We start from the raw sequence: 23,350 nt of genomic DNA, 5'->3' as shown, positions 1-23,350 counted from the left end.
TCCGGTCCGGTCAGGGCACGGTGCGCGAGACGACGTAGACGAAGGGGTAGATCGCGTTGCCGGTGTTCACCACGACGTCCAGCGTCGGGTCGGGGTTCTCCTGCGCGCGGACGATGCCGAAGTCGTCGCCGGGGCGGGAGCCGGGGCCCGTGAACTTCCAGCCGGTGATCTGCTGGTCGCGGGCGCTGATGGCGATGTCGCCCCTCTTCAGGTCGGCCCGGCTGACGCCGATGTCCGCGAGGAACTGGTCGAGGCCGGCCTGTGTGGTCTGGAACTGCACGTAGAGGCGGCTGGTCTTCCAGTTGTTCGTCTCGTAGTAGGCGACCTGGTTGGAAGGGTGCGGGATCGGCACCTGGTACAGGCGGCGCTGGACCTTCGACGGCCAGGCCGCGGTCAGACCGGTCGCCGAGTACTTCGCTTCCTTGTCCTTGCCGCTGTCGCGGCTCTGGTTGGCGGAGATCACCAGGTAGCCGGCCGGGACACCGATCAGCAGCACGATGATCAGCAGGGTGAGCGCTCTGCGGCGGATCACATGGCGGCGGTCCTCCGGCGGGCGGGGCGGCTCCTCGGGGGACGCGGCCTGGTGGGGCAGCGATGCTGTCATGCGATGTCCCAGGTGGTACGGGTGGTACGGGGTGGTGCGGCGGTCATGCAGTGTCTCAGGTCGTGCGGGGTGACGCGGCCGTCATGCCGTGTCCTGGGTGCGGCGCGCCGCGTCGGTGAACCGTTCGAAGCGCTCGTAGCGCTCCACGCGGCGGCGCTTGGCGCGCCGGAAGCGGCGGGCGACCAGCCGGGCCAGGTCGGCGGCGCCGACCATGCCGGCGTCCGGGCCGAGCTGGGCGCGGACGATCCGGGCCTCGGGGCGGTAGCCGCGGCCGGTGAGCTGGCGCTTGAACGCGTCCCGCGCGGGGGCGATCAGCAGGTCGTCGGCGGCCGAGACGCCGCCGCCGATCACGAAGCAGGACGGGTCGAGGGCGGCGGCCAGGTTGGCGATGCCGACGCCGAGCCACTGGCCGATGTCCTGGAGCAGCTCGATGCACATGGCGTCGCCCTCGCGGGCCAGCTCGGTGATCATCGGGCCGGTGATGTCGCCGATGTTGCCCTTGACGTGCTCGATGATCCCGTAGGCCACCGGAGAGTCGGCGGCGGCCATCTCGCGCGCCTCCCTGACCAGCGCGTTGCCCGAGCTGTACTGCTCCCAGCAGCCGCGGTTGCCGCACGGGCAGCGGTGGCCGCCGGGCACGACCTGCATATGGCCGAACTCGCCGGCGACGCCGTACTTGCCGCGCTTGACCTGGCCGTCCTCCAGGATCGCGCCGCCGATGCCGGTGCCGAGCGTGATCATGACGAGGTGGTCCTCGCCGCGGCCCGCGCCGAACCGCCACTCCGCCCAGGCGGCGGTGTTGGCGTCGTTGTCGACGAGGACGGGCACCGCCAGGCGGCCGGAGAGACGGTCCCTGAGGGGCTCGTTGCGCCAGGACAGGTGGGGCGCGAACAGGACGCGGTTGCGGTCCGCGTCGACCCACCCCGCCGCGCCGACGCCGACCGCGTGCACGTCGTGGCGGTCGGACAGGTCCAGGACCAGCTCGACGATCGTGTCCTCCACGACCTTCGGGCTCTTGGACTTGTCCGGGGTCTCCGTGCGGACCTTCTCCAGGATGTTGCCGTCGGCGTCGACGACGCCCGCCATCACCTTCGTGCCGCCGATGTCGATGCCGACGGTCGGTACCCGGGGCGCGGTGAGGTGCGAGCGGCGCTCCCTCGTGCCCACGGTGCGGAGTGCGGGGGCGCGGCGGGAACCGATGGGGGCGCTGAAGTTGCCGTAGGTGCTCATCGTCGCCGATTCTGCCTCACCGTCACGCCGGGTGCCGAGCGGGGCGGCGAGGGGGCTGCGCCGGCATCGCCGCCCGCGGACTCGTCGGGGCTGGTCGCGCCCACGCGGCGGAGCCGCACATCGGATTCGGCCGCGCGCCCCTTGTCTCCGTTGCAGCTTGTGGCGCAGATCATCCGGCGTGATCTCGTCAGGCGTGCGGGCCGTGGTCGGCGGTCCTCAGGGGCGTACGAGTAGCTGGAACTCGAAGGAGTAGCGGGTCGGCCGGTAGATGTGGTCGCCGAACTCCACCGCCCGGCCGGTGTCGTCGAAGGTCGTACGCTGCATGGTCAGCAGCGGGGCGCCCTCGTGCTCGGCGAGCCGCTCGGCCTCGGCGGGGGTGGCGGCGCGGGCGCCGATGGACTGGCGGGCGCTGTGCAGGGTGATCCCGGCGGTCCGCATCAGGCGGTACAGGCCGGTGGCCTGGAGCTGGCCGGTGTGCACGTCGAGCAGGCCGGAGGGGAGGTGGTTGCACAGGTACGCCATCGGCTCCCCGTGCGCCAGCCGCAGCCGCTCCACCCGGTGGACGTCGCTGCCCTCGGGCACCGCGAGCGCCGCCGCGACCTCGGCGGACGCCGGGACCATGATGTTGACCAGGACCGTGGTCGCCGGACGCTGCCCGGCCGCCTCCAGGTCGTCGTACAGGCTGCTGAGCTCCAGCGGGCGCTTGACCTGGCTGTGCACGACCTGCGTGCCCACGCCTCGGCGGCGGACGAGGAGGCCCTTGTCGACGAGCGACTGGATCGCCTGGCGGACGGTCGGCCGGGACAGGCCGAGGCGACCCGCGAGCTCGATCTCGTTGCCCAGGAGGCTGCCGGGGGTGAGCAGGCCGTGCTCGATAGCGGCCTCCAACTGCTGGGCCAGCTGGAAGTACAACGGCACCGGAGAGCTTCGGTCCACACGGAGTTCGAGCTGCACGGTAGGGTCCACTTCTGGTTTCGGCACGGGCCGAGCGTAGCTCTGCGGCCGGGTGACGGGAAGTTGTGTAGTTCGATTGTCCGGACATACGCATTGACAGCATGTGCCCCTCGACCCCACTTTGGATTCATGCGCATCGGGGTCATCGGGACGGGCCGCATAGGCACCATTCATGCGAACACACTCAGCCGTCACCGCGAGGTCGGATCCCTCATCCTGACGGACGCGGACCATGCGCGGGCCCAGGAGCTCGCGTACCGGCTGGGTGAGACGGCTGCCCCGGGGGTGGACGAGATCTTCCGCTGGGGCGTGGACGCCGTGGTGATCACGACGGCGACCTCGGCCCACGCCGAACTGATCGGTCGGGCAGCACGCTCGGGGCTTCCGGTCTTCTGCGAGAAGCCGATCGCCCTGGATCTGGCGGGGACCTTACAGGCGATCGCCGAGGTCGAGACCGCCGGAACGATCCTTCAGATGGGTTTCCAGCGCCGCTTCGACGCGGGGTACGCGGGGGCCCGGAAGGCGGTGCGTTCGGGGCGGCTCGGGCGGCTGCACACCGTACGGGCACTGACGTCCGACGAGTCGGCGCCGCCGGCCGCGTGGCTGTCGGCGTCCGGCGGGATCTACCGGGACGCGCTCATCCACGACTTCGACTGCCTGCGCTGGGTCACCGGGCGCGAGGTGACGGACGTGTACGCGGCCGGGTCCGACGCCGGGCCCGCGATGTTCCGCGAGGCGGGGGACGTCGACACGGCCGCCGCCGTCCTCACCCTCGACGACGGCACGCTCGCCACGGCGACGGCGACGCGGCTGAACGGCGCGGGGTACGACGTCCGCATGGAGCTGGCCGGGGAGCTCGACCAGATCGTCGTCGGCCTGGACGACCGCACGCCGATCGCGTCCACCGAGCCCACCGGTCCGCCGGCCGCGGACAAGCCGTGGACCGGGTTCCTGGAGCGCTTCGAACCCGCGTACGAGGCGGAACTGATCGCGTTCGTGGACGTCGTACGCGGCGAACGCCCCAACCCCTGCAACGGCCACGAGGCCCTCCAGGCCCTACGCATCGCGGAGGCCTGCGAGCGGTCCCGCCGGGAGCGCCGGGCGGTGTGGCTCGCGGAGATCCCGGAGACGTCGGGGGGCGGGTGAGCGCGTCCGCGGGGTGCGGGCGGGCGTGTGTGTTCCCACTCCCCCGACGCGCAGACGCGCCGGCTAGTGCCCGTCCCCCGTCCCGTCCTCCAGGAGCCCCGCGTCGTACGCCAACAGGGCGATCTGCACCCGGTTGTTGAGGTCGAGCTTGGCCAGGATCCGGGAGACGTGGGCCTTGACGGTGGCGACGCTCATGAACAGGTCGGCGGCGATGTCCGCGTTGGACAGTCCCCGGCCGACGGCGACGGCCAGGAGGAAGCAGCAGAAGTCGACGACCCGGTCGCGTGCGGTGCGCCGGTGCGGCCGGCCGGGCCGCTCGGTGTCGGGGTCGAGCCCCGCGACCACGGCGGACGGCAGCAGCCACCGGTGGCGGGTGAACCCGGACGCCGGCCGTGCCGTGTCGTCAACGGCGTCAGCGGTGTCCACGGCGGCCATGGCCTCCGCCTCTGCCCCCGCCTCGTCGTCTGCCCTCATGGTCGGCAAATCCACGCAGCGAAGGGCCGCGTCACCTCCCTGTGGACGGGATCCCCTACCGAAGGGTGCCGACGATCGACCGAAGTCGTGCCGCCGGCTACTTTCGGCGCTGCCGGACCGGTGGACCGGAGCCTTCCGTCGGACGGGTCTCGCCCGGCGGCCGATGGCCCGTGGGAGGTTCGCGGGGCGAGGCTCTGGTCATGAAGCAACTGCTGGAAGTGCTCGGTTTTCTCGCGCTGGTGCAGGGTGTGCTGGGCCTGGTGCACGAGTTCAGCGACTGGCACGTGGGCCTCGTGCAGCGGATCGGCCTCCTCGACGGCTACGAGGTCTACGCCGGCGTCGCGCTCATCGCCCGGGCGTTCGCCCTGTTCGCCGCCGCGGAGAGCCGGAAGAAGTCCGGCTGAGGCGGAGAGCCGGAGGCCCGACTGAGTGGGGGGAGTCGGACCTCCGGCCGGTCGCGCCGTTCCTGGACGGCCTCGCCGTCCCCGGCGGTCGACCGTGATCGCCCGACGGCTCAGCAGCCGTAGTCGACCAGGTCGAACGTGGCGTAGTGGTCCGCCGTGTAGTAGTCCTCGTCGGTCTTCTTGCCGGTCACGATGCGGCGCGCTCCGCGCGTCGACGACCCGGGGGTCTTCACCGTGTACTCGTGGTAGTAACCGGTCGACTTCGAGGGCAGCACGCCCTCCCGGTTCTGGAAGACCACCCCGTCCTGGGAGTACGGGAACGGGCCGCCCTGCTCGATCAGCTCGAGCGTGTCGTACGCCTGGGAGGGCAGATCGCCGTAGCAGATGCTGCCGACCGCGGCGTGCGCCGTCGTGGCGGAGACGGTGCCGCCGACGAGCAGGGCGGAGAGGATGGCGGCCGAGGCGCCTATGCGGGTGATGCGTGGGGGGAATCTCATGCCCTCATGATGACGCGCGTAGAGCGTGGCATGTCAATGACAACTCCGAGGATTTTCCCGGCAAGTCCGTTGAGTTTTCGGGAAGTTAACCTGCGGCTAGCCGTTGTCCGGGAGTTCGTACGAGCCGTAGCGCGGACGGCCCTGGAGGTCGTACGTCTGGACGGAGACGCCCGCGGCGGTGATCAGGCCGCCGGTGTGCCGGAACGCGGTGGGCAGGGCGCCCTCGGCGAAGAGCCGGAGGCCGGAGCCGAGCACGACCGGGAACGTCAGCAGGTGAACGGTGTCCACGAGGTCCTGCGCGAACAGCGACCGGGCCAGGGCGCCGCTGCCGTGGACCTGGAGCTCGCCTCCGGTGCGCTCCTTGAGGGCGGTGACCCGGTGACGTACGTGAACGGCGAGGAGGCGGCCGAGGACGTCGTAGGGGCCGTCCAGGCGCTCGGGCGGCGGGCGGCGGCGCTGCGCGCGGACGCGGCGGACCCCGCGGAGGCGGCCGGAGCGGTGGACCGTACGGTGCGGGCGCTGGGCGGGCTCGACGTGCTGGTGAACAACGCGGGCGTCGGCGTCCTCGGTCCGCTGGCGGAGCTCGCCCTCTCCGACGTCGACCGGGTGCTGGCCGTCAACGTGCGCGGGGTGTTCCTGGCCTCGCAGGCGGCGGCCGGGCGGATGCCGGACGGCTGCGGCCGGATCATCACGATCGGCACCTGCATGACCCAGCGGGTGCCCGGTCCCGGCGGGACGCTGTACGCGATGAGCAAGTCGGCCCTGGTGGGACTGACCAAGGCCCTGGCCAGGGAGCTGGGCCCGCGCGGGATCACGGCGAACCTCGTCCACCCCGGCCCGATCGACACGGACATGAACCCGGCGGACGGCCCGTACGCGGCCGGTCAGACGACGATGACCGCGCTGGGCCGCTTCGGGACGGCGCAGGAGGTGGCGGCGACGGTCGCGCATCTGGCGGGGGCCGCCTACGTCACGGGCGCCGAGTTCGCCGTGGACGGCGGACACGCGGCGTGAGTGCGGGTGAACCACGTGAACACCCCGTTCCCGCCCGGGTGTTCACGTGGCCACGTGGTTCACGGTGGTGGAGGTTCGGGTCAGCCGCCCAGTTCCTGGTGGCGGGCGGTCAGGGCCGCCGTGCCCGTGTCCGTGAGGGAGCCGAACAGGCGCAGGCGGGAGATGCCGCCGTCGGGATAGATGTCCACGCGCGCGTGCGTGCCGACGGCCGGGGCCGGCAGGACGAAGCGGTGGTTGGTGTCGGGCTGGAGGCGGGTGCGCGGGAGGATCTCCGTCCACTCGCCGCTCTCGCCGTCCTTGACCGAGACCGTGGCCCAGCCGGCGCTGTTGCCCTTCAGGTACGCCGTGTCGATCTCCAGGGCACGGATCTGCGCCTGGGCCGCCAGGCGGTAGCGGATCCAGTCGTGGCCCTGGTCGCGGCGGCGGCGGGTCTCCCAGCCGTCGTCCATCTTGCGGGAGCGGCCCGGCTGGATGGTGTTGGAGGCCGGGGAGTAGAAGAGGTTGGAGGCGTCCTCGGCCCGGCCGCCGTTCTCCAGGGCGACGACGTCGAAGGTGCCGAGCGCCGCCAGCCACGCGGGGTCGGGGACGACCTCGCCGTACACGCGCAGGCGGGCGATGCCGCCGTCGGGGTGCTGGTTGACCCGCAGGTGTGTGAAGCGCTGCTCCGCCGACACGGAGAACCCGTTCGCCGCGTGGCCGCCGACGGCCGTGCGCGGGACCAGCGTCGTCCACTTCACGTCGTCGCCGAGCAGTTCCCCGGGGGACGGGGAGCCCGCCACCGAGGTGCCTTCGACGGACACCGCCTGCGGGTAGTTGCCGCGGAAGTGGGCCGTGTCGACGACGATGCCGCGGATCACGCCGGGCGTGCCGAGGCGGACCAGCGCCCAGTCGTGGTCCTCGGCGGTCGGCCAGGGGTGGTCGTCGGACGCACCGCGGCGGCGGCGGGTCTCCCAGCCGTCCATGATCTTGCCCTTGTGCCCGAAGCGCTCGGGGTCGAACTCGGCAGGCCCCGGCACCAGCAGGTTCTCGCGCTCGGCGAAGAACTCGTCGTTGGCGGCGATGACGCCAGCGCCGAGCTGCCGGTCGGCGAGGTCGGTGTACTGGGTGAAGGGGAAGTCGGCGGTGCGGTAGTCCGCGTACGGGTCGCCGCCGCCGTAGGGGTTCGCGTCGCCGGTGAAGCTCTCTATCGCCGTCACGGTGATCAGGTCTGCCTTTCGGGGGTCGGCCGGTGCGGGTGCAGGTGCGGGGAGTCGTAGTACGTACGGGGCACGGGGTGCGGGCGCCCCCGTGACTCAGGGGGTGCGGGTGAGGAGTCGGCCCTTCGGCTCGGTGAACTCGCCGTCGGCGACGATCCGTTCGCCGCGCAGCCAGGTGGACTTCACGACGCCGGACAGGGTCTTGCCGGCGTACGCCGTGACGCGGTTGCGGTGCTGGAGGGCGGCCGGGTCGACGGTGAAGGTCTCGTCGGGGGCGAGGACGGCGAAGTCGGCGTCGCGGCCCACCTCGATCGCGCCCTTGCGGGTGAGGCCGGCGACGGCTGCGGTGCGCGCGGACATCCACCGGACGACGTCCTCCAGGCCGTGGCCGCGCCGGCGCGCCTCGGTCCAGACCGCCGCCAGGCTCAGCTGAAGACCCGAGATGCCGCCCCACGCGGTGGCGAAGTCGTCGGTCTTCAGGTCGGCCGTGGACGGGGAGTGGTCGGTGACCACGCAGTCGATGGTGCCGTCCGCGAGGGCCTGCCACAGCAGGTCCTGGTTGGCGGACTCGCGGATGGGCGGGCAGCACTTGAACTCGCTGGCGCCGTCGGGGACTTCCTCGGCGGTGAGGGTCAGGTAGTGCGGGCAGGTCTCGACCGTGACGCGGACGCCCTCCGCCTTGGCGGCTGCGATCAGCGGCAGCGCGTCGCTGGAGGAGAGGTGCAGGACGTGCACGCGCGCGTGGAGGCGTCCGGCCTCGGCGATGAGGTGCGCGATGGCGGTGTCCTCGGCGTCGCGGGGACGGGAGGCCAGGAAGTCGGCGTACCTGGGGCCGCCCTGCTGCGGGGCGGCGGCCAGGTGGTGCGGGTCCTCGGCGTGGACGATCAGCAGGCCGTCGAAGGCGGCGATCTCGGCGAGCGACCGGGCGAGTCCGTCCTCGTCGAGGTGCGGGAACTCGTCCACGCCCGACGGGGAGAGGAAGGCCTTGAAGCCGAAGACGCCGGTGTCGTGCAGCGGGCGCAGGTCCTTGACGTTGTCGGGCAGCGCGCCGCCCCAGAAGCCGACGTCGATGTGCGCCTTGTCGGCGGCGACCCGCTGCTTGACGCGGAGGTGCTCGACCGTGGTGGTCGGCGGGAGGGAGTTGAGGGGCATGTCGACGAGGGTGGTGATGCCGCCGGCCGCCGCCGCGCGCGTGGCGGTCCAGAAGCCCTCCCAGTGGGTGCGGCCGGGGTCGTTGACGTGCACGTGCGTGTCGACCAGGCCGGGCAGCAGGACGTCGTCGCCGAAGTCCTCCAGCCGGGCGCCCTCGGGGACGGGGGCGTCGTACGGCAGGACGGCCGTGATCTCGCCGCCCGCGACGGCGACCGCGGCGGGCCGCGTCCCTTCGGGAGTGATGACGCGCGTCGAGCGCAGCACCAGTTCAGCGTCGGACACCCGGACCCCTCTCGTCTTCCGTCAGAAACTTCCACGTAACGGAATTCAACGTTCTGTTGAAGAAGTCTTCACTCCCGCCTTCATGCCGTCAAGGGCACACTTTCCACAGTGCACCCACCGCCGCCACTCTGGACGTTTCCATAAAGCGGAATTAGTATTCCGACAAGCAGAACGTAGCTAGGCACAAGCGAGGAGTCAACCGACCGGCGGGTAGGCTTCAGCTCTTCCCGCCTGTTTCGAAAGGAACGCGCCGTGCCGACGTCCAGCGCCAGCACCACCGACTCCGCCGCCAAGTCCGCCGGCGGAGGGGTCCAGTCCCTCGAGCGCGCCTTCGATCTGCTGGAGCGGATGGCGGACGCGGGAGGCGAGGTGGGCCTCAGCGAGCTCTCCGCGAGCAGCGGACTGCCGCTGCCCACCATCCACCGTCTGATGCGCACCCTGGTGGCCTGCGGTTACGTCCGTCAGCAGACCAACCGCCGCTATGCGCTGGGCCCGCGGCTGATCCGGCTCGGCGAGTCCGCGTCCCGGCTGCTGGGCACCTGGGCCCGCCCCTACCTGGCCCGCCTGGTCGAGGAGACCGGCGAGACGGCGAACATGGCGCTGCTCGACGGCGACGAGATCGTGTACGTGGCGCAGGTGCCGTCCAAGCACTCGATGCGGATGTTCACCGAGGTCGGGCGCCGGGTCCTGCCGCACTCCACGGGCGTAGGCAAGGCGCTGCTGGCGGGCTTCCCGGACGGCGAGGTGCGCGCCCTGCTCGCCCGCACCGGCATGCCCGCCGCCACCGAGAAGACGATCACCACCCCCGACGGTTTCCTCGCGGCGCTCGCGGACGTGCGCCAGGCCGGGTTCGCGGTCGACGACAACGAGCAGGAGATCGGCGTCCGCTGCCTGGCGGTGACCGTGCCGGACTCCCCCACCGCCGCGGCCATCTCCATCTCCGGCCCGGCGGGCCGCGTCACGGAGTCGGCCATCGAGAGGATCGTGCCGGTGCTGCAACAGGTGGCGGTGGAACTGTCAGAGGCGCTGACAAGCTCGGGACCGGCGGCCTAGAAGCCGCCGGGGCGGCGGCCACGAGTCGGGGCGCGACATCCGAGTACGCCCCGCACTCCCCGCCCGCCTCGCCCCGTCACGGCTCAGCGACGTGGTGTGTCCCCGAACAGTTCCACGGCGTCGCGTACGTCCGACAGGCCCCGGTTCAGTGCGCTCACCGAGCCGATCGCGCCCGCGATCAGGAGCAGGGAACGGCGTAACCGGCGGATCTCCGGGACGCCGTGGGTCGCCATCGCGGCGAGCGCGGCGAGTTCGTCCTCGGCGATGACCCGGTCGGGGAACTCGGCCGGGTGCGCGGCGAGTTCGCGGCGCAGCCGGGACACCGCGGTCCGCAGTCGCGCCACCTTCGGATCCTCGTCGCTGCCGGTCACTGCTCTCTGCCCCAAGCTCCGCAACACAGCTCTCCCCCCTCGCACACGCGCACGCGCGCGTGGTCCCGCCCCGCGTCCCCATGGCGCCGGCGGGCGCCGGAGGACGCGCGGGTCAGTAAACGCCACCCGATGCCGGGTGCGCCACCACGCGGACGAAAATTCGGCCCCGGGAAAGCGTGTGGTCGACGCCGCGTCAGGTATGCAGGACGCATGACGCAAAAGGAAGACCCTGCCGGCGGCCCGGCCGGCGGATCGGCCGGCGATTCGGCCGGCGATTCGGCCGGCGATTCGGCCGGCGATTCGACCGGCGACCAGGTGGTCGGCCTGCTGCTGGCCGCGGGCGGGGGCCGGCGGCTCGGCGGGCGGCCCAAGGCGCTGCTCGAACACCGGGGGCGGCCCCTGGTGGAGCACGCGGTCGGGGTGCTGCGTGCGGCGGGCTGCACGCGCGTGCACGTGGTCCTCGGGGCCGCCGCCGGCACCGTACGGGAGCGGGCGCGGCTGGAAGGGTGCGTGATCGTGCCGAATCCGGAGTGGGCGCAGGGCATGGGCACGTCGCTGCGGGCCGGGCTCGCCTCGCTCGCCGGGACGGGGGCGCGGGCCGCGCTCGTCTCGCTCGTCGACCAGCCCGGCATCGGGCCGGACGCGGTGGCCCGGGTACGCGCCGCCTACGAGGACGAGTCCTCGCTCGTCTCCGCCGCCTACGACGGCGTACGCGGCCACCCCGTGCTGTTCGGGGCCGCCCACTGGGCGGGCGTCGCGGCGACCGCGACCGGCGACCGGGGGGCGCGTGCCTACCTGAAGGAACACGAGGCGGCGATCATGCTCGTGGAGTGCGGGGACGTCGCCCGGCCGTTCGACATCGACACCCCCGGAGATCTCGTCCACCTCGAGTCGGGATCTCGTCAACCTTGAGTGAGGAGCCTGGCACTGAGCGCCACCTTGCCTCGACCCGGAGAATCTTGATATCAACAAACCATTGAACTTCCACGATGAGGAAACTAGTATCCACTGTTCAGAAGGACCCGGCCCGTCCGGGGACCTGCTCGCCCTACCCCGGTTCGACTGGCACCTGGTGCCACCGCTGAAGGAAGTGACCGTTCATGTCCGCACCAGCGCCGTCCCCGCTGACCATCGTCGACGCCGAGCCCCTGCCGCGGCAGGAGGAGGTCCTCACCGAGGCGGCGCTCGCCTTCGTGGCCGAGCTGCACCGGCGGTTCACGCCGCGCCGTGACGAGCTCCTCGCCCGCCGCGCGGAGCGCCGCGCCGAGATCGCCCGCACCTCCACGCTCGACTTCCTCCCGGAGACCGCCGCGATCCGCGCGGACGACTCCTGGCGGGTGGCCCCCTCCCCCGCGGCCCTGAACGACCGCCGGGTCGAGATCACCGGTCCGACCGACCGCAAGATGACGATCAACGCGCTCAACTCGGGCGCCCGGATCTGGCTCGCGGACTTCGAGGACGCCTCCGCGCCGACCTGGGAGAACGTCGTCCTCGGTCAGATCAACCTGGCCGACGCGTACACCCGCAACATCGACTTCACCGACCCGAGGTCGGGCAAGTCGTACGCGCTGAAGGACGACAGCGAGCTCGCCACGGTCGTCATGCGCCCGCGTGGCTGGCACCTCAACGAGCGGCACCTCGTCGACGCCGACGGCAGCCAGGTCCCCGGCGGCTTCGTCGACTTCGGCCTGTACTTCTTCCACAACGCCCAGCGCCTGCTCGACCTCGGCAAGGGCCCGTACTTCTACCTCCCGAAGACGGAGTCGCACCTCGAAGCACGCCTGTGGAACGACGTGTTCGTCTTCGCGCAGGACTACGTCGGCATCCCGCAGGGCACGGTCCGCGCCACCGTCCTGATCGAGACGATCACGGCCGCGTACGAGATGGACGAGATCCTCTACGAACTCCGCGACCACGCCTCGGGGTTGAACGCCGGCCGCTGGGACTACCTGTTCTCCATCGTCAAGAACTTCCGTGACGGCGGCGCCAAGTTCGTCCTCCCGGACCGCAACGCGGTGACGATGACCGCCCCGTTCATGCGCGCGTACACCGAACTCCTCGTCCGCACCTGCCACAAGCGCGGCGCGCACGCGATCGGCGGCATGGCGGCCTTCATCCCGTCCCGCCGGGACGCCGAGGTCAACAAGGTCGCCTTCGAGAAGGTCCGCGCCGACAAGGACCGCGAGGCCGGCGACGGTTTCGACGGCTCCTGGGTCGCCCACCCCGACCTGGTCCCGATCGCCCTGGAGTCCTTCGACAAGGTCCTCGGCGACAAGCCGAACCAGAAGGACCGGCTGCGCGAGGACGTCCACGTCGAGGCGGGCGAACTGATCGCGATCGACTCGCTGAAGGCCGCGCCGACGTACGCCGGTCTCGTCAACGCCGTGCAGGTCGGCGTCCGTTACATCGAGGCCTGGCTGCGCGGCCTCGGCGCGGTCGCCATCTTCAACCTCATGGAGGACGCGGCCACCGCCGAGATCTCCCGCTCGCAGATCTGGCAGTGGATCAACGCCGGCGTCGAGTTCGAGCACGACGGACAGACGGTCAAGGCGACGCCCGAGCTGGCCCGCGAGGTCGCCGCCGAGGAACTGGCGAACATCCGCGCCGAACTCGGCGAGGAGGCCTTCGCCTCCGGCCACTGGCAGCAGGCCCACGACCTGCTCCTGGAGGTCGCCCTCGACGACGACTACGCGGACTTCCTGACACTGCCCGCGTACGAGCAGCTCAAGGGCTGAGCATCAGGCACTGAGCAGTAGCGCTTGAACATCAACGGCTGAGCGTCAAGACGCAGGCTGGTCCGAGTGGCCCAGGGACTTTCCCGGGGCCACTCGGTCGCGTACGAGCCTCTTCACCGCCGTCGGCTCCGGGAAACCCTGTTCCCGGCGGTCCCAGACGACCTCGTCGTTCACGCGGACGACGAAGACACCGCCCTTGCCGGGCTTCAGGGACAGTTCCGTCAGCTCGGTCTCGAAGGTCGTCAGGAGCTCCTGCGCCAGCCAGGCCGCGCGGGGCAGCCAGCGGCACTGGGTGCAGTACTCGATCTGCACGACCTGCGTGTTCTGCGCGTCCTCCGCGTCCTGCGCGTCCTCCGCGTCCTGCGCGTCCTCCGCGTCCTGCGCGTCCTGCGCGTCCTGCGCGTTCTCGGTCATCCGAGGTGCACCGACCAATCCTGTTCAGCCGCCGGTCTGCCGTGCAGGTCGGGGACCCGCTTGAGCCAGTTCGGGCGGCCCTGCTGCGTCCTCGCCGCGCGCTGGGCCTCCTCGGCGGCGAGTTCCTCCCGGGTGGGAAAGTCGGTGGGCAGCCAGGCCGCAGAGGCCCGCACGCGCGCGTGGAGATAGTCGACGTACGCCTTCCGGACGTCGTCCGGGCCGGCGAAGCCCTCCTCGCCGGCCAGCCAGGCGTCCGGGACGACGCCCGCGATCTCCCGCAGGAGTTCGAGCGTCACCCGGGGAGCCAGCTCCGCGTCGGCCGCCCGCACGTCGGGCGTGCAGTGGCCGAGCGCGTGATGCCGGAAGTCGTACGCCTTCGCGGGGTCGGAGCCGTCCCAGCGGTGGTGGAAGACGAGGGCCGCGCCGTGGTCGATCAGCCACAGGCGCGCGGGCGCGATGCCGAGCGTCGGCCAGACCATGAGGTTGGAGCTGTGGACCGTACGGTCGACGTTGACGGTGAGGGCGTCGAGCCAGACGATGCGGCCCGCCTCCAGGGGGTCGACCGGGAAGCTCTTGGCGACCTCCGGGGTGAAGTCCCGCGCGCCCGGCAGGTGGTCCATGCCCAGATTGAGGCCCGCGCTCGCGCCGTGCAGGTCCCGCACCTCCTGGTGGGGCTCGCCGTCGGCGATCGCCGGGTCGAAGTGCACGAGCACCAGCTCGGGGAACCTGAGGCCGAGGGCGCGGGCCAGCTCGCCCACGATCACCTCGGCGACCAGCGCCTTGCGGCCCTGCGCGGAGCCGGTGAACTTCACGACGTAGGTGCCCAGGTCGTCGGCCTCGACGACTCCGGGGACGGAGCCGCCGGACCTCAGCGGGGTCACGTATCGAACAGCAGTCACATCGCGCAGCACGCCGGTCAGGGTATGCCAGCGGCCCCGGCCAGGGGATTGGGCAACGGCAGGTAGCGGGCGTCCGCCCCGTCCGCGCCCGTCCAGCGCAGCAGCAGGTTGGTCTTGCCGGGCAGGGTGGGCGCGGTGAGCAGGGCGGCGGCCTCGGGGAGGTCGTGGCGGGCCAGTTCGCGGCGCACGGCGGGCCAGGGATCGAGGCCGGGGTGGTGCTCGGCGAGGGCCGCGGCGACCTCGCAGAGGTGGTTCACGACCAGGCAGTACACCAGTCGCTCCCAGCCGGCCGCCCGCGTCACGTCCGGCAGCAGCTTCACGCCCTCGGCGTCCCGGAACAGGGCCTGCACGGGGGTGCCGTCGGCGTCGACGGCGACCAGGGTGTTCTGCAGATGCGCCTCCAGGACGACGCCGTGGTCGGCGAAGGCGTACAGCGCCGGCGGGACGACGACGGCGAGGTACGCCTCCCACCAGGCCGCCGGGTCAGCCGTCGCGGCCAGGGGGCTGCCGTCGAAGCCCTCCACGAGGCCCGCGGCGAGCAGCGGGCTCGTGCCGGGCAGCAGGCGGCCGTCCAGGCCGTCGCGGACCAGCGCGGCGAGCTCCTCGAAGGCGAAGGCGGCGGTGCGGTAGCCGCGGTCGCTCAGCCAGACCGCAGGGCCGCCGGGGGTCCCGCCAGGGGTCTCGCGAGCGCGGGCCTCGAAGGCGCGGGCCGCCGCCGCGTCCGTCCGGCGCAGCTTCAGCAGGTCGTGGCGCCACAGCCGGCGGATGTCGTTGGTGATGCGGACGTCGAGGCTGAACTTCAGGCACAGGTCCCGCTCGGGCGCGTACAGCGTGCGTACGGCGGCCGTCGGCCAGGCGTCGAAGTCGGTCGTGCCGAGCCGCAGCAGTCGGCCGTCGGCGAAGGCGGGCGCGAGCTGCGGGCCGGCCAGGTCGAGCTGCCAGGGGTGGGCGGGCAGCAGCCGGTAGCCGGGCGGGGCCTCGCCGAGCGCGTCCAGCGCGGAGGTGTCGCCCTCCTCGACGACCAGGTCCTCGCGCACCCCCAGCAGCGCCAGCGGGAAGCGGGCGTGCGCCTCCGGGGCGTACGGCAGCCAGCCTGCGGGCGGGCCCCCGCCACGCGCCTTGGGGGCGGGATGGTGGGGGTGGCCGGTGATCAGGGACTGCTCGGAGCGCAGGTAGGGAGAGGCCGGCGGAGTGGCACGCGCGCGTGCGGTGAGCAGCGCGGCGACCGCGTCCCGGCTGTCGGTCATCTCGGCGGGCAGTTCGTGGTTGGCCAGCCCGGTGCGCCGGCGCAGTTCGTCCGCGACCAGTGCGACGAGCGCGGGGTGGCCGAGGCGGTGCCAGGCGCCCGCCGTGTGCACCTCGGGTGCGGCGGGCCGCCGGGTGCCGCGTACGCGCAGCAGCAGGCCGCTGCCGGACAGGCGGTACACGACGAGTCGGCCGTCACCCCCCTGTGGGCCAGGCAGCGGTTCGGCGAGTTCCCGCAGTAGACAGTTGAGCAGCGGCGCGGCAGCGTAGCCGTCGGCGCGCTCGGCGATGCCGACGGCGGGTGCCGCGGCCCCGGCGGGCGGGCGTATGAGGTCCACGCGATCCACTGGCTCCCTGATTCCCTGGGTCCCTACGGTTCTTCGGGGCGGAGACGATCAGTATCGCTGTCGTCACGGCCCTCCGTGACGTCCGTACCCGTACCCCAGGAGCCCGCCCGTGCACCGTTCCCCCACCGCCGAGGCCGAGCTCGCCGCGGAACTGGAGGCCGTCCGCCCCGTTCTCGGCGCGCGGTACGCGGCCGCGCTGCCCGGGGCGCGGGCGGCCGTCCTGACCCGGCTGTGGCGAGCGCTCGTCCACGAGCCGCTGCCCTGGACCGAGCGCCGGGAGGAGTCGGGGGCGTCGAGGGGACCGGGGTCGGAGAGCTCGGTGCGGCTGCGCGACGGCCGTCGGCTGCACGGCCCGCGCGCGGACCCGTACGCGACCGCCGCCCATGTGACGGACGTACGGCTGGACGGGGTGGCGTACGACGATCCCGCGCGGCTGATGACGGAGCTGGCGGTACCGCACGGCGCGGCCTTCGCCGCCGAACTCGGCCACAGCGTCGCGTCGTTGGCACTGTCACGGGCCGGACAGGGGCCCGACGAGGCCTTGTTGAAGGCACCGCAGGGCTTGCAGGGCTCGCAGGAGTGGCCGGTGGCCGACTGGGAGTGGGAGCAGCGGGTCGTCGACGGGCATCCGTATCACCCCAACTGCCGTACGCGGCCCGGTTTCTCGGTGGCCGAGCAGTTGGCGTACGGGCCCGAGCACCGGCCGTCGGTGCGGCTGGGTCTGCTGCCGGTGCCGGCCGGTGAGTGCCTGGTGTCGGGCGAGTGGCCGGAGTGTCTGCGGGACGGGGGCCGGCTGCTGATCCCGGTGCACCCGTGGCAGGCGGCGCACGTGCTCAAGCGGTCCTGCGAGGAGGGCGTCGTGGCGCATCCGCTGATGTCGCTGCGTACGCTCGCGCTGCCGGGCGGGCCGCACGTCAAGACCGCGCTGAGCACCCGGCTGACGTCCTCGGTGCGGGACATCTCCGTCGGCTCCATCGCCGCCTCCGCGACCCTGTCGGCGTTCGCGGAGAGCCTGACGCCGCGTGCGGACGGCCTGCTGCACATGACCCGCACCCTGGGCGCGGCCACCGCCGACTCCCCCGACCTGGCGGCCGTGTTGCGCGAGTCGCCGCGCGCGTACGGGGCGCCGGGCGAGCACGTCGTCCCGGTGGCGGCCCTCGCCGGGACCGAACTGCCCAGCTCCACAGCCTGGTTGGCGCGGTTCGCACGCCTCGCGCTCACGGTCGGGCTGCGACTGCTGGAGCTGGGCGTGGCGTTGGAGGCGCACGGCCAGAACCTGCTGGTCGTGCTGTCGGCGTCGGGCGCGCCGCTGCGGCTGGTCTACCGGGACCTGGCCGACATCCGCGTCAGCCCGGCCCGGCTGGCCCGGCACGGCGTCCCACTGCCGGACGGCCTGCCCGCGCGGATCCTCACGGACGACGTGACGGCGCTGCGGCGCAAGCTGTTCGGCTCCCTCGTGGCGGGCGCGCTCGCGGCGACGGCCGGCAGCCGGCCGGCCCTGCGGACGGCCCTGGAGACGGCCGTACGGGACCTGCCGCGCACCCCGGACCTCGTGGCGCTGTGCGAGAACCCGCTGCCCACGAAGGCGCTGACGCTGATGCGGCTGTCGCCGGGGACGCCCGGCGACCAGTGGGCCCTGCTGCCCAACCCGCTGCGCGCGGACGCGGACTGACGGCGTTTTCGGTACCCCGGTATCGATACCGACTCCGTCTCCGTTTTGTGGCGGGACGCCTCTGATCAATAGGATCCGCCGATGATCAGAACACAACGGCTGGCGGCGGGCGTCTGCGCCCTGCTCGCCGCGCTCGCGGCCGGGATCGCGTTCCCGGCCGGGGCGGTCGCCGACGAGACCACCGCCACCGCGCCCAAGGTCGACCTGGTCCTCGACGTCAGCGGTTCGATGCGGACGAAGGACATGGACGGCGGGACGCGGATGGCCGCGGCCAAGCAGGCGTTCAACGAGGTGCTGGACGCGACCCCGGAGAACGTTCTCCTGGGCATCCGCACCCTGGGCGCCAACTACCCGGGCGACGACCAGAAGACGGGCTGCAAGGACACCGCGCAGCTCTACCCGGTCGGCCCGCTGGACCGGACCGAGGCGAAGACGGCGGTGGCGACCCTGTCGCCGACCGGCTGGACGCCGATCGGTCCGGCCCTGCTGAAGGCGGCCGGCGATCTCGACGGCGGTACCGGCTCCAAGCGCATCGTGCTGATCAGTGACGGCGAGGACACCTGCGCTCCGCTCGACCCGTGCGAGGTGGCCCGTGAGATCGCGGCCAAGGGCATCGGCCTGACCATCGACACCCTCGGCCTGGTGCCCAACGTCAAGATGCGCCAGCAGCTCAGCTGCATCGCCGAGGCGACCGGCGGCACCTACACGTCGGTGGAGCACACCGACGAACTCGCCGACCGCGTCAACCAGTTGGTCGACCGGGCCGCCGACCCCGTGGTGACGCCGGTGGCCACCGAGGGCGCGGCCTCCTGCGCCAAGGCGCCGACGCTGAAGTCCGGTCTGTACACCGACCGCGAGGAGTTCGGCCAGGAGCGCTGGTACCGGGTCGACGTCGAGCCGGGCCAGGAACTGCGGGCCTCGGTGAGCGTGTCGGCGGACCGGGCCATGAACCCCGACTACGGGGTGCTGCTGCGGGCGGTCACGGCGCACGGCCGGGAGATCGTGCGCGGCGAGGCGGCCGGCAACGGCCGTACCGACGTCATCTCGACCGGTCTGCGCTACCCGAAGGCGGAGAGTGACGACGACGAGGCTCCCCCAGAGGGGGCACCCCCAGCCGAGACGGTGTGCGTGCAGGTGACCAACTCCTACTCGGCGGCGGCCGGTGTGAAGACCACGCCGGGCATGCCGCTGGAACTGACCGTCGACGTGGTCGACGGCCCGTCGCAGGCGAGCGACGTGGCCTCCTTCGGCCTCGGCCGCGGCTGGTGGCTGCTGGGCGTCCTGGTGCTCGCGGGCTTCCTCGCGGGTGTGCTGTGGGGCTGGCTGTCACGCTGGCGGGTCGCGGTCTGGAGGACCAACTGATGCGTATCACACGTGCATTGAGCAGAACCCTGCCGACGCTGAGGCTGTCGCTGGGACTGTCGGTCGGCCTGCCGCTCGGACTGGCGGTCGGGTTGACGCTCGGCCCGGCGGTCTCGTCGGCCGCGGCCGACTCCACCCCGTCGGCGAGCCCGTCCGGCGACAGCTCCGCGCCCACGGAGGCGGGCACGTCGTTCCGTACGGCGACGGAGATCGACCAGGGCCAGACGGCGACGGCGAGCGGCTCGGCGGGCGACTACCTGTACTGGTCGTTCCCGGCGGACTCGGGTCAACGCCCCACCGTGAAGGCGACGGTGAAGCTTCCCCAGACGCACACCGCGCAGACCTGGCAGGTCGACGTGTACGACGGTCTGCGGCGCCGTCAGGCCTGCCAGTACGGCGCCCAGACGCGCACCGCCGCGGCGGACACGGCCTCCGTCGAACTGGCCTGCGTGCTGCGCACGATCCGCGCATGGTCGGAGCCGTGGGCGAACGACCCGCTGCCGGGCACGTACTACGTCCGGTTGACGGTCCTCGACCTGAAGGCGTCCGACCTGGGTCTGCCGGTCGGTACCGAACTGCGGGTGGACTCCAAGGACATCGGGGGGTCCGCAGCCGTCGACGGTTCGCTGGCGAAGCCGCTGGTTCCGGGCATCGCGGTCAAGTCCGAGGCGGAGAAGGACGATTCGCCGGCCTCGGCCGTGCTGTCGAGCATCGAGCCGGACGACGGCTGGGCGTCCGGCTGGTGGTCCGACCGCTGGGTGTGGACCGCGATCGGGGCGATGCTGGCCGCCCTCGCCGGCATCGGCGGCTACACGCTGACCCGAGGATCGGGCCGGCCACGACAGGTACCGCCGGGCGCCTGACAGACCCCGGCGTCCTTACGTACGACTTGACGCATCACCAGAAGGCCTGCCACAACACCGTGGTGGGCCTTCTGTCACACACCCCCTGCCAGGCCCGCCCTCAGGCCTCCCGCAGCGCTTTGGCCAGAGCGCCGTCACCGCTCACGCCGATCCGCCCGGCGCGCACCGCGTCGAACACGGTCAACTCCCCCTGGGCGACGGCCGTACAGGTGTCCATGTCGAGGACGAGCCGCGCGTCGGGCTCCACGGGCGCGGGACCGTGTCCGTACACCGGGCCGCCCTCCACACCGACGAACAGATGGAAGTCCCCTTCCTGTAGCCGGACTTCGACGAGCCCTTCGCCTACAAGCCCTTCGCCGTCGAACCCTTCGCCTTGGACCCCCGCGCCCTCCAGCCCGCGCAACAAGGGCAACGCGAACCAGTGCGCGCGCAGGGCGTCAGTGGGCCGGCGCTCGCCGAGTTCGCCCTCGCCCCACTTCCCCAGCGCCTGGAGGACGGGCAGCAACTCCCGCCCCCGGAGGGTGAGTTCGTACACATAGGCCGCGCCCGGCGGAGGCAGCTTGCGCCGGGTGGTCAGGCCGTCCCGCTCCATGTCCTTCAGCCGCGAGGCGAGCACGTCGGTGCTCACGCCCGGCAGGTCGGCGTGCAGGTCCGTGTAGCGGCGCGGGCCGGCGAGCAGCTCCCGGACGATCAGCAGGGTCCAGCGGTCGCCGACGGTGTCGAGCGCGCGGGCGGCGGAACAGTACTGGTCGTAGCTTCGGCGAGGTGACATGGCACGCAGTCTAGACATGTCGTTGGACTTTCCAAGCTGATACTTGGTAAAACCAAGCGACACAACGAACCGGAGGGGCGAGCGCGCATGGAGTTCCGGCAGTCGAACAAGTTGAGCGAGGTCTGTTACGAGATCCGCGGCCCGGTGATCGAGCACGCCGACGCGCTGGAGGCGGCGGGCCACAGCGTCCTGCGCCTGAACACCGGCAACCCCGCGCTCTTCGGTTTCGAGGCGCCCGAGGAGATCCTCCAGGACATGATCCGGATGCTCCCGCGTGCGCACGGCTACACGGACTCGCGCGGCATCCTCTCGGCCCGCCGCGCCGTGGCCCAGCGCTACCAGGAACGGGGCCTGGAGGTCGGCGTCGACGACGTCCTCCTCGGCAACGGCGTCTCGGAGCTGGTGTCGATGGCCGTACAGGCGCTGGTGGAGGACGGCGACGAGATCCTCATCCCGGCCCCCGACTTCCCCCTCTGGACGGCGGTCACCACGCTGGCCGGCGGCAAGGCGGTCCACTACCTCTGCGACGAGCAGGCCGACTGGTACCCGGACCTGGCCGACATGGCGTCGAAGATCACGGACCGCACGAAGGCCGTCGTCATCATCAACCCGAACAACCCCACCGGCGCGGTCTACCCCAAGGAGATCATCGAGGGCATCCTCGACCTCGCCCGCCGGCACGGCCTGATGGTCTTCGCCGACGAGATCTACGACCAGATCCTGTACGACGACGCCGTCCACCACTCGGCCGCCGCCCTCGCCCCCGACCTGGTGGTCCTCACCTTCTGCGGCCTGTCGAAGACGTACCGGGTGGCGGGCTTCCGCTCGGGCTGGCTGGTGGTGACCGGCCCCAGGCAGCACGCCAAGGACTACCTGGAGGGCCTGACCATGCTGGCCTCCATGCGGCTGTGCGCCAACGCGCCCGCCCAGTACGCCATCCAGGCCGCGCTCGGCGGCCGCCAGTCCATCCGCGAGCTGACCGTGCCGGGCGGCAGGCTGTACGACCAGCGGGACATGGCCTGGGAGAAGCTCAACGAGATCCCGGGCGTGTCCTGCGTGAAGCCCAAGGGCGCGCTGTACGCGTTCCCGCGCATCGATCCCAAGGTGCACCCGATCCACGACGACGAGAAATTCGTCCTGGACCTGCTGCTGCGGGAGAAGATCCAGGTGGTCCAGGGCACAGGCTTCAACTGGCCCGCCCCCGACCATTTCCGCATCCTCACCCTCCCGCACGCGGACGACCTGGAGGCGGCGATCGGGCGCATCGGCCGGTTCCTCAGCGGGTACCGGCAGTAGCGCCCGTCGGCTGTGCCAGCCTGTACCCATGGGTGATCTCTTCCTCGTCCGGCACGGCGAGACCTCCTGGTCGCGCTCCGGACGGCACACCGGATCGACGGACGTCCCGCTCACCGACCACGGACGCGATGAGGCGCGGCGGCTCGCGCCGCTGATCCGCTCGCTCCGGATCGGGGCCGCGTTCGCGAGCCCGCTGGAGCGGGCGCGGGAGACGGCGGAGCTGATCGGGCTGGACGACGTCCGGGCCGACGCGGACCTGCGCGAGTGGGACTACGGCGGCTACGAGGGCGTCACGACGGCCGAGATCCAGCGCACCCGGCCGGACTGGTTCCTGTTCACGGACGGCGTCGCGCCCGGGCCGCCCGACCACCCCGGCGAGACGCCCGAGCAGGTCGGGGAGCGGGCCGACCGGATGCTGGCCAAGGTCGACGCGGCGCAGGCCGGCACCGAGGGGGGTGTGGTGCTGGTGGCGCACGGGCACTTCCTGCGGGTGCTGACCGCACGGCGGCTCGGACTGCCCGCGTCGGCGGGGGCGCTGTTCCAACTGGCGACGGGGACGCTGGGCCGGCTGGGCACGGAGCACGGGCGGCCGGTGATCGCCGCCTGGAATGTCAGTCCCGGGTCGTAGCCTTCGAGGAGGCCGCCCTGCCGAGGGGCGGCACGCACTCGGAGGGGGCACGCACGCCGTGACACGACCGCCGACCGCCGCGCAGCGGCGTGTGATCGACGCCGCCGACCCGGTCACCGGGCGCCTGCGGGGTACGGAGGCGCAACTCGCGGCCCTGGTCAGACACGGGCTCGCGTTCCGCCACCCCCGGCCCCCGCACGATCACTTTCTGACCCCGGCGGGACATCGGACACGGGAGACGGTGCCTGAGCCCGCGAAGACGGCGGACCCACATACTGCTGATGCCGGCGATACCGGTGTGTTCGCCGCGCGCGTCGGGGGCGAGGAGGATGCCGGGGCGGGCGGTCCCTCCCGGGCCCGCGAGGTGCACAGTGCCTGGCAGGGGCTGCTGGAGCTGCGCCGTATGACCAACCCGGACGGGGGCACGGACCGGCCCTGCGGCTGGGAGCGGACCCATCTCGTGCGGGCCGCCGCGCTCGCCCTGGAGGCGGCCGGCCACCACCCCGCCGGGCCACAGGGCACGGACGGCTACCGGGTGCGGGCCACCCCGCAGCCGGAGGCGGTGGCCGTGCACGGGCCGGACGACGCGACGCTGCGGGACTGCGCGGCGACACTGGAGAAGACGGGCTGGCAGGCCGGCGAGCACACCGATCCCCGGACGAGAGCGCGTTATCTGCTGGCTTCCCCTCGCCGGGTGTAGCAGACATGCCAAGATCGATCCGTCGACGAGAAGGGGAAGC

The 23,350-nt window shown here is 72.4% G+C and carries 25 protein-coding genes; 12 read left to right on the top strand and 13 right to left on the bottom strand.

What is annotated here, in order from left to right:
* Nucleotides 1-10 precede the first annotated feature (10 nt).
* The 3 genes from OG352_RS34170 to OG352_RS34160 form a co-directional block, all read right to left on the bottom strand.
* Nucleotides 11-604: a sugar kinase gene (locus OG352_RS34170; RefSeq protein ID WP_329222276.1), complete on the bottom strand. Its 594-nt coding sequence runs from the start codon at nucleotides 602-604 to the stop codon at nucleotides 11-13.
* An 81-nt stretch (nucleotides 605-685) separates the two neighbouring features.
* Nucleotides 686-1,834: an ROK family glucokinase gene (locus OG352_RS34165; RefSeq protein WP_093772420.1), complete on the bottom strand. Its 1,149-nt coding sequence runs from the start codon at nucleotides 1,832-1,834 to the stop codon at nucleotides 686-688.
* Nucleotides 1,835-2,050: 216 nt separating this feature from the next.
* Nucleotides 2,051-2,788 carry a GntR family transcriptional regulator gene (locus OG352_RS34160; RefSeq protein WP_329224058.1) on the bottom strand — a complete coding sequence of 246 codons (738 nt, stop codon included), beginning with the start codon at nucleotides 2,786-2,788 and terminating at the stop codon, nucleotides 2,051-2,053.
* 129 nt (nucleotides 2,789-2,917) lie between these two features.
* Between OG352_RS34160 and OG352_RS34155 the strand changes: the two genes are divergently transcribed.
* Nucleotides 2,918-3,934, top strand: coding sequence for a Gfo/Idh/MocA family protein (locus tag OG352_RS34155; RefSeq protein WP_329222274.1), 1,017 nt, complete (start codon nucleotides 2,918-2,920; stop codon nucleotides 3,932-3,934).
* A 63-nt stretch (nucleotides 3,935-3,997) separates the two neighbouring features.
* Here OG352_RS34155 and OG352_RS40115 read toward each other — a convergent pair whose 3' ends face one another.
* Nucleotides 3,998-4,408, bottom strand: a complete 411-nt coding sequence (locus tag OG352_RS40115; protein WP_443072419.1) for a response regulator transcription factor — start codon at nucleotides 4,406-4,408, stop codon at nucleotides 3,998-4,000.
* Nucleotides 4,409-4,608: 200 nt separating this feature from the next.
* On the opposite strand from OG352_RS40115, the gene OG352_RS34145 reads away from it, so the two are divergent.
* On the top strand, nucleotides 4,609-4,812 hold the full coding sequence (locus tag OG352_RS34145) for a hypothetical protein (RefSeq protein WP_329222273.1): 204 nt from the start codon (nucleotides 4,609-4,611) through the stop codon (nucleotides 4,810-4,812).
* A gap of 110 nt (nucleotides 4,813-4,922) precedes the next feature.
* Here OG352_RS34145 and OG352_RS34140 read toward each other — a convergent pair whose 3' ends face one another.
* Nucleotides 4,923-5,309, bottom strand: a complete 387-nt coding sequence (locus tag OG352_RS34140; RefSeq protein WP_329222271.1) for a ribonuclease — start codon at nucleotides 5,307-5,309, stop codon at nucleotides 4,923-4,925.
* Between the two features lie 96 nt (nucleotides 5,310-5,405).
* The gene (locus OG352_RS34135; protein ID WP_329224057.1) at nucleotides 5,406-5,741 is read right to left on the bottom strand and encodes a dihydrofolate reductase family protein; all 336 of its coding nucleotides are present in this window, start codon (nucleotides 5,739-5,741) and stop codon (nucleotides 5,406-5,408) included.
* Between OG352_RS34135 and OG352_RS34130 the strand changes: the two genes are divergently transcribed.
* Nucleotides 5,640-6,323 carry an SDR family oxidoreductase gene (locus OG352_RS34130; protein ID WP_329224056.1) on the top strand — a complete coding sequence of 228 codons (684 nt, stop codon included), beginning with the start codon at nucleotides 5,640-5,642 and terminating at the stop codon, nucleotides 6,321-6,323. The genes OG352_RS34135 and OG352_RS34130 overlap by 102 nt on opposite strands.
* 80 nt (nucleotides 6,324-6,403) lie before the next feature.
* Here OG352_RS34130 and alc read toward each other — a convergent pair whose 3' ends face one another.
* Together alc and allB are read right to left on the bottom strand one after the other, a co-directional pair.
* The gene (gene alc / locus OG352_RS34125; protein WP_329222270.1) at nucleotides 6,404-7,519 is read right to left on the bottom strand and encodes an allantoicase; all 1,116 of its coding nucleotides are present in this window, start codon (nucleotides 7,517-7,519) and stop codon (nucleotides 6,404-6,406) included.
* A 96-nt stretch (nucleotides 7,520-7,615) separates the two neighbouring features.
* On the bottom strand, nucleotides 7,616-8,953 hold the full coding sequence (gene allB, locus OG352_RS34120; RefSeq protein ID WP_329222269.1) for an allantoinase AllB: 1,338 nt from the start codon (nucleotides 8,951-8,953) through the stop codon (nucleotides 7,616-7,618).
* A gap of 252 nt (nucleotides 8,954-9,205) precedes the next feature.
* Here allB and OG352_RS34115 point away from each other — a divergent pair, with 252 nt between their 5' ends.
* Nucleotides 9,206-10,006: an IclR family transcriptional regulator gene (locus OG352_RS34115; protein ID WP_329222268.1), complete on the top strand. Its 801-nt coding sequence runs from the start codon at nucleotides 9,206-9,208 to the stop codon at nucleotides 10,004-10,006.
* An 83-nt stretch (nucleotides 10,007-10,089) separates the two neighbouring features.
* Here the strand turns inward: OG352_RS34115 and OG352_RS34110 are convergent, their stop codons facing one another.
* The gene (locus tag OG352_RS34110; protein ID WP_329224055.1) at nucleotides 10,090-10,377 is read right to left on the bottom strand and encodes a DUF5955 family protein; all 288 of its coding nucleotides are present in this window, start codon (nucleotides 10,375-10,377) and stop codon (nucleotides 10,090-10,092) included.
* A gap of 210 nt (nucleotides 10,378-10,587) precedes the next feature.
* On the opposite strand from OG352_RS34110, the gene OG352_RS34105 reads away from it, so the two are divergent.
* Together OG352_RS34105 and aceB are read left to right on the top strand one after the other, a co-directional pair.
* Nucleotides 10,588-11,289: a nucleotidyltransferase family protein gene (locus tag OG352_RS34105; protein ID WP_329222266.1), complete on the top strand. Its 702-nt coding sequence runs from the start codon at nucleotides 10,588-10,590 to the stop codon at nucleotides 11,287-11,289.
* 188 nt (nucleotides 11,290-11,477) lie between these two features.
* Entirely contained in the window at nucleotides 11,478-13,112 is a 1,635-nt protein-coding gene (gene aceB, locus OG352_RS34100) for a malate synthase A (RefSeq protein WP_329222264.1), read from the top strand.
* A gap of 45 nt (nucleotides 13,113-13,157) precedes the next feature.
* On the opposite strand, the gene OG352_RS34095 is transcribed toward aceB, so the two are convergent.
* The 3 genes from OG352_RS34095 to OG352_RS34085 form a co-directional block, all read right to left on the bottom strand.
* Nucleotides 13,158-13,424 (bottom strand): SelT/SelW/SelH family protein, encoded by a 267-nt coding sequence (locus OG352_RS34095; RefSeq protein ID WP_329224054.1) that lies wholly within the window; start codon nucleotides 13,422-13,424, stop codon nucleotides 13,158-13,160.
* Nucleotides 13,425-13,522: 98 nt separating this feature from the next.
* A complete protein-coding gene (locus tag OG352_RS34090) occupies nucleotides 13,523-14,437 on the bottom strand; it encodes a HipA family kinase (RefSeq protein ID WP_329222262.1) in 915 nt (304 codons plus the stop codon).
* Nucleotides 14,438-14,442: 5 nt separating this feature from the next.
* Complete coding sequence (locus OG352_RS34085; RefSeq protein WP_443072418.1) at nucleotides 14,443-16,017, bottom strand: IucA/IucC family protein; 1,575 nt, start codon at nucleotides 16,015-16,017, stop codon at nucleotides 14,443-14,445.
* 109 nt (nucleotides 16,018-16,126) lie between these two features.
* Between OG352_RS34085 and OG352_RS34080 the strand changes: the two genes are divergently transcribed.
* The 3 genes from OG352_RS34080 to OG352_RS34070 all read left to right on the top strand — a co-directional run bounded on the left by OG352_RS34080 (nucleotide 16,127) and on the right by OG352_RS34070 (nucleotide 19,914).
* Nucleotides 16,127-17,689, top strand: a complete 1,563-nt coding sequence (locus tag OG352_RS34080) for an IucA/IucC family protein (RefSeq protein ID WP_329222259.1) — start codon at nucleotides 16,127-16,129, stop codon at nucleotides 17,687-17,689.
* A gap of 81 nt (nucleotides 17,690-17,770) precedes the next feature.
* A complete protein-coding gene (locus OG352_RS34075; protein ID WP_329222258.1) occupies nucleotides 17,771-19,051 on the top strand; it encodes a VWA domain-containing protein in 1,281 nt (426 codons plus the stop codon).
* Nucleotides 19,051-19,914 carry a hypothetical protein gene (locus OG352_RS34070; RefSeq protein WP_329222257.1) on the top strand — a complete coding sequence of 288 codons (864 nt, stop codon included), beginning with the start codon at nucleotides 19,051-19,053 and terminating at the stop codon, nucleotides 19,912-19,914. The genes OG352_RS34075 and OG352_RS34070 overlap by 1 nt, the downstream gene beginning before the upstream one ends.
* A gap of 100 nt (nucleotides 19,915-20,014) precedes the next feature.
* Here the strand turns inward: OG352_RS34070 and OG352_RS34065 are convergent, their stop codons facing one another.
* Entirely contained in the window at nucleotides 20,015-20,686 is a 672-nt protein-coding gene (locus OG352_RS34065) for a helix-turn-helix domain-containing protein (RefSeq protein WP_329222256.1), read from the bottom strand.
* An 87-nt stretch (nucleotides 20,687-20,773) separates the two neighbouring features.
* Between OG352_RS34065 and OG352_RS34060 the strand changes: the two genes are divergently transcribed.
* Genes OG352_RS34060 through OG352_RS34050 form a run of 3 tightly spaced genes read left to right on the top strand, consistent with a single transcriptional unit; the run spans nucleotide 20,774 to nucleotide 23,310 of the window.
* Nucleotides 20,774-21,982, top strand: a complete 1,209-nt coding sequence (locus OG352_RS34060; protein ID WP_329222254.1) for a pyridoxal phosphate-dependent aminotransferase — start codon at nucleotides 20,774-20,776, stop codon at nucleotides 21,980-21,982.
* 28 nt (nucleotides 21,983-22,010) lie between these two features.
* Nucleotides 22,011-22,610 carry a histidine phosphatase family protein gene (locus tag OG352_RS34055; protein WP_329222252.1) on the top strand — a complete coding sequence of 200 codons (600 nt, stop codon included), beginning with the start codon at nucleotides 22,011-22,013 and terminating at the stop codon, nucleotides 22,608-22,610.
* Between the two features lie 58 nt (nucleotides 22,611-22,668).
* The gene (locus OG352_RS34050; protein WP_329222251.1) at nucleotides 22,669-23,310 is read left to right on the top strand and encodes a hypothetical protein; all 642 of its coding nucleotides are present in this window, start codon (nucleotides 22,669-22,671) and stop codon (nucleotides 23,308-23,310) included.
* Nucleotides 23,311-23,350 lie beyond the last annotated feature (40 nt).

The organism is Streptomyces sp. NBC_01485, from assembly GCF_036227125.1.
In the GTDB taxonomy this organism is placed as follows: Bacteria; Actinomycetota; Actinomycetes; order Streptomycetales; family Streptomycetaceae; genus Streptomyces.
Note: the sequence above shows the minus strand (reverse complement) of the source record. Positions and strands in the feature narration are given on the sequence as shown.

What these genes read in the sequence shown, in the direction of transcription:
- OG352_RS34170 (WP_329222276.1), bottom strand. Translation starts at nt 604, where the DNA reads ATGACAGCATCGCTGCCCCACCAGGCCGCGTCCCCCGAGGAGCCGCCC.
- OG352_RS34165 (WP_093772420.1), bottom strand. Translation starts at nt 1,834, where the DNA reads ATGAGCACCTACGGCAACTTCAGCGCCCCCATCGGTTCCCGCCGCGCC.
- OG352_RS34155 (WP_329222274.1), top strand. Translation starts at nt 2,918, where the DNA reads ATGCGCATCGGGGTCATCGGGACGGGCCGCATAGGCACCATTCATGCG.
- OG352_RS40115 (WP_443072419.1), bottom strand. Translation starts at nt 4,408, where the DNA reads ATGAGGGCAGACGACGAGGCGGGGGCAGAGGCGGAGGCCATGGCCGCC.
- OG352_RS34145 (WP_329222273.1), top strand. Translation starts at nt 4,609, where the DNA reads ATGAAGCAACTGCTGGAAGTGCTCGGTTTTCTCGCGCTGGTGCAGGGT.
- OG352_RS34140 (WP_329222271.1), bottom strand. Translation starts at nt 5,309, where the DNA reads ATGAGATTCCCCCCACGCATCACCCGCATAGGCGCCTCGGCCGCCATC.
- OG352_RS34105 (WP_329222266.1), top strand. Translation starts at nt 10,588, where the DNA reads ATGACGCAAAAGGAAGACCCTGCCGGCGGCCCGGCCGGCGGATCGGCC.
- aceB (WP_329222264.1), top strand. Translation starts at nt 11,478, where the DNA reads ATGTCCGCACCAGCGCCGTCCCCGCTGACCATCGTCGACGCCGAGCCC.
- OG352_RS34075 (WP_329222258.1), top strand. Translation starts at nt 17,771, where the DNA reads ATGATCAGAACACAACGGCTGGCGGCGGGCGTCTGCGCCCTGCTCGCC.
- OG352_RS34070 (WP_329222257.1), top strand. Translation starts at nt 19,051, where the DNA reads ATGCGTATCACACGTGCATTGAGCAGAACCCTGCCGACGCTGAGGCTG.
- OG352_RS34065 (WP_329222256.1), bottom strand. Translation starts at nt 20,686, where the DNA reads ATGTCACCTCGCCGAAGCTACGACCAGTACTGTTCCGCCGCCCGCGCG.
- OG352_RS34060 (WP_329222254.1), top strand. Translation starts at nt 20,774, where the DNA reads ATGGAGTTCCGGCAGTCGAACAAGTTGAGCGAGGTCTGTTACGAGATC.
- OG352_RS34055 (WP_329222252.1), top strand. Translation starts at nt 22,011, where the DNA reads ATGGGTGATCTCTTCCTCGTCCGGCACGGCGAGACCTCCTGGTCGCGC.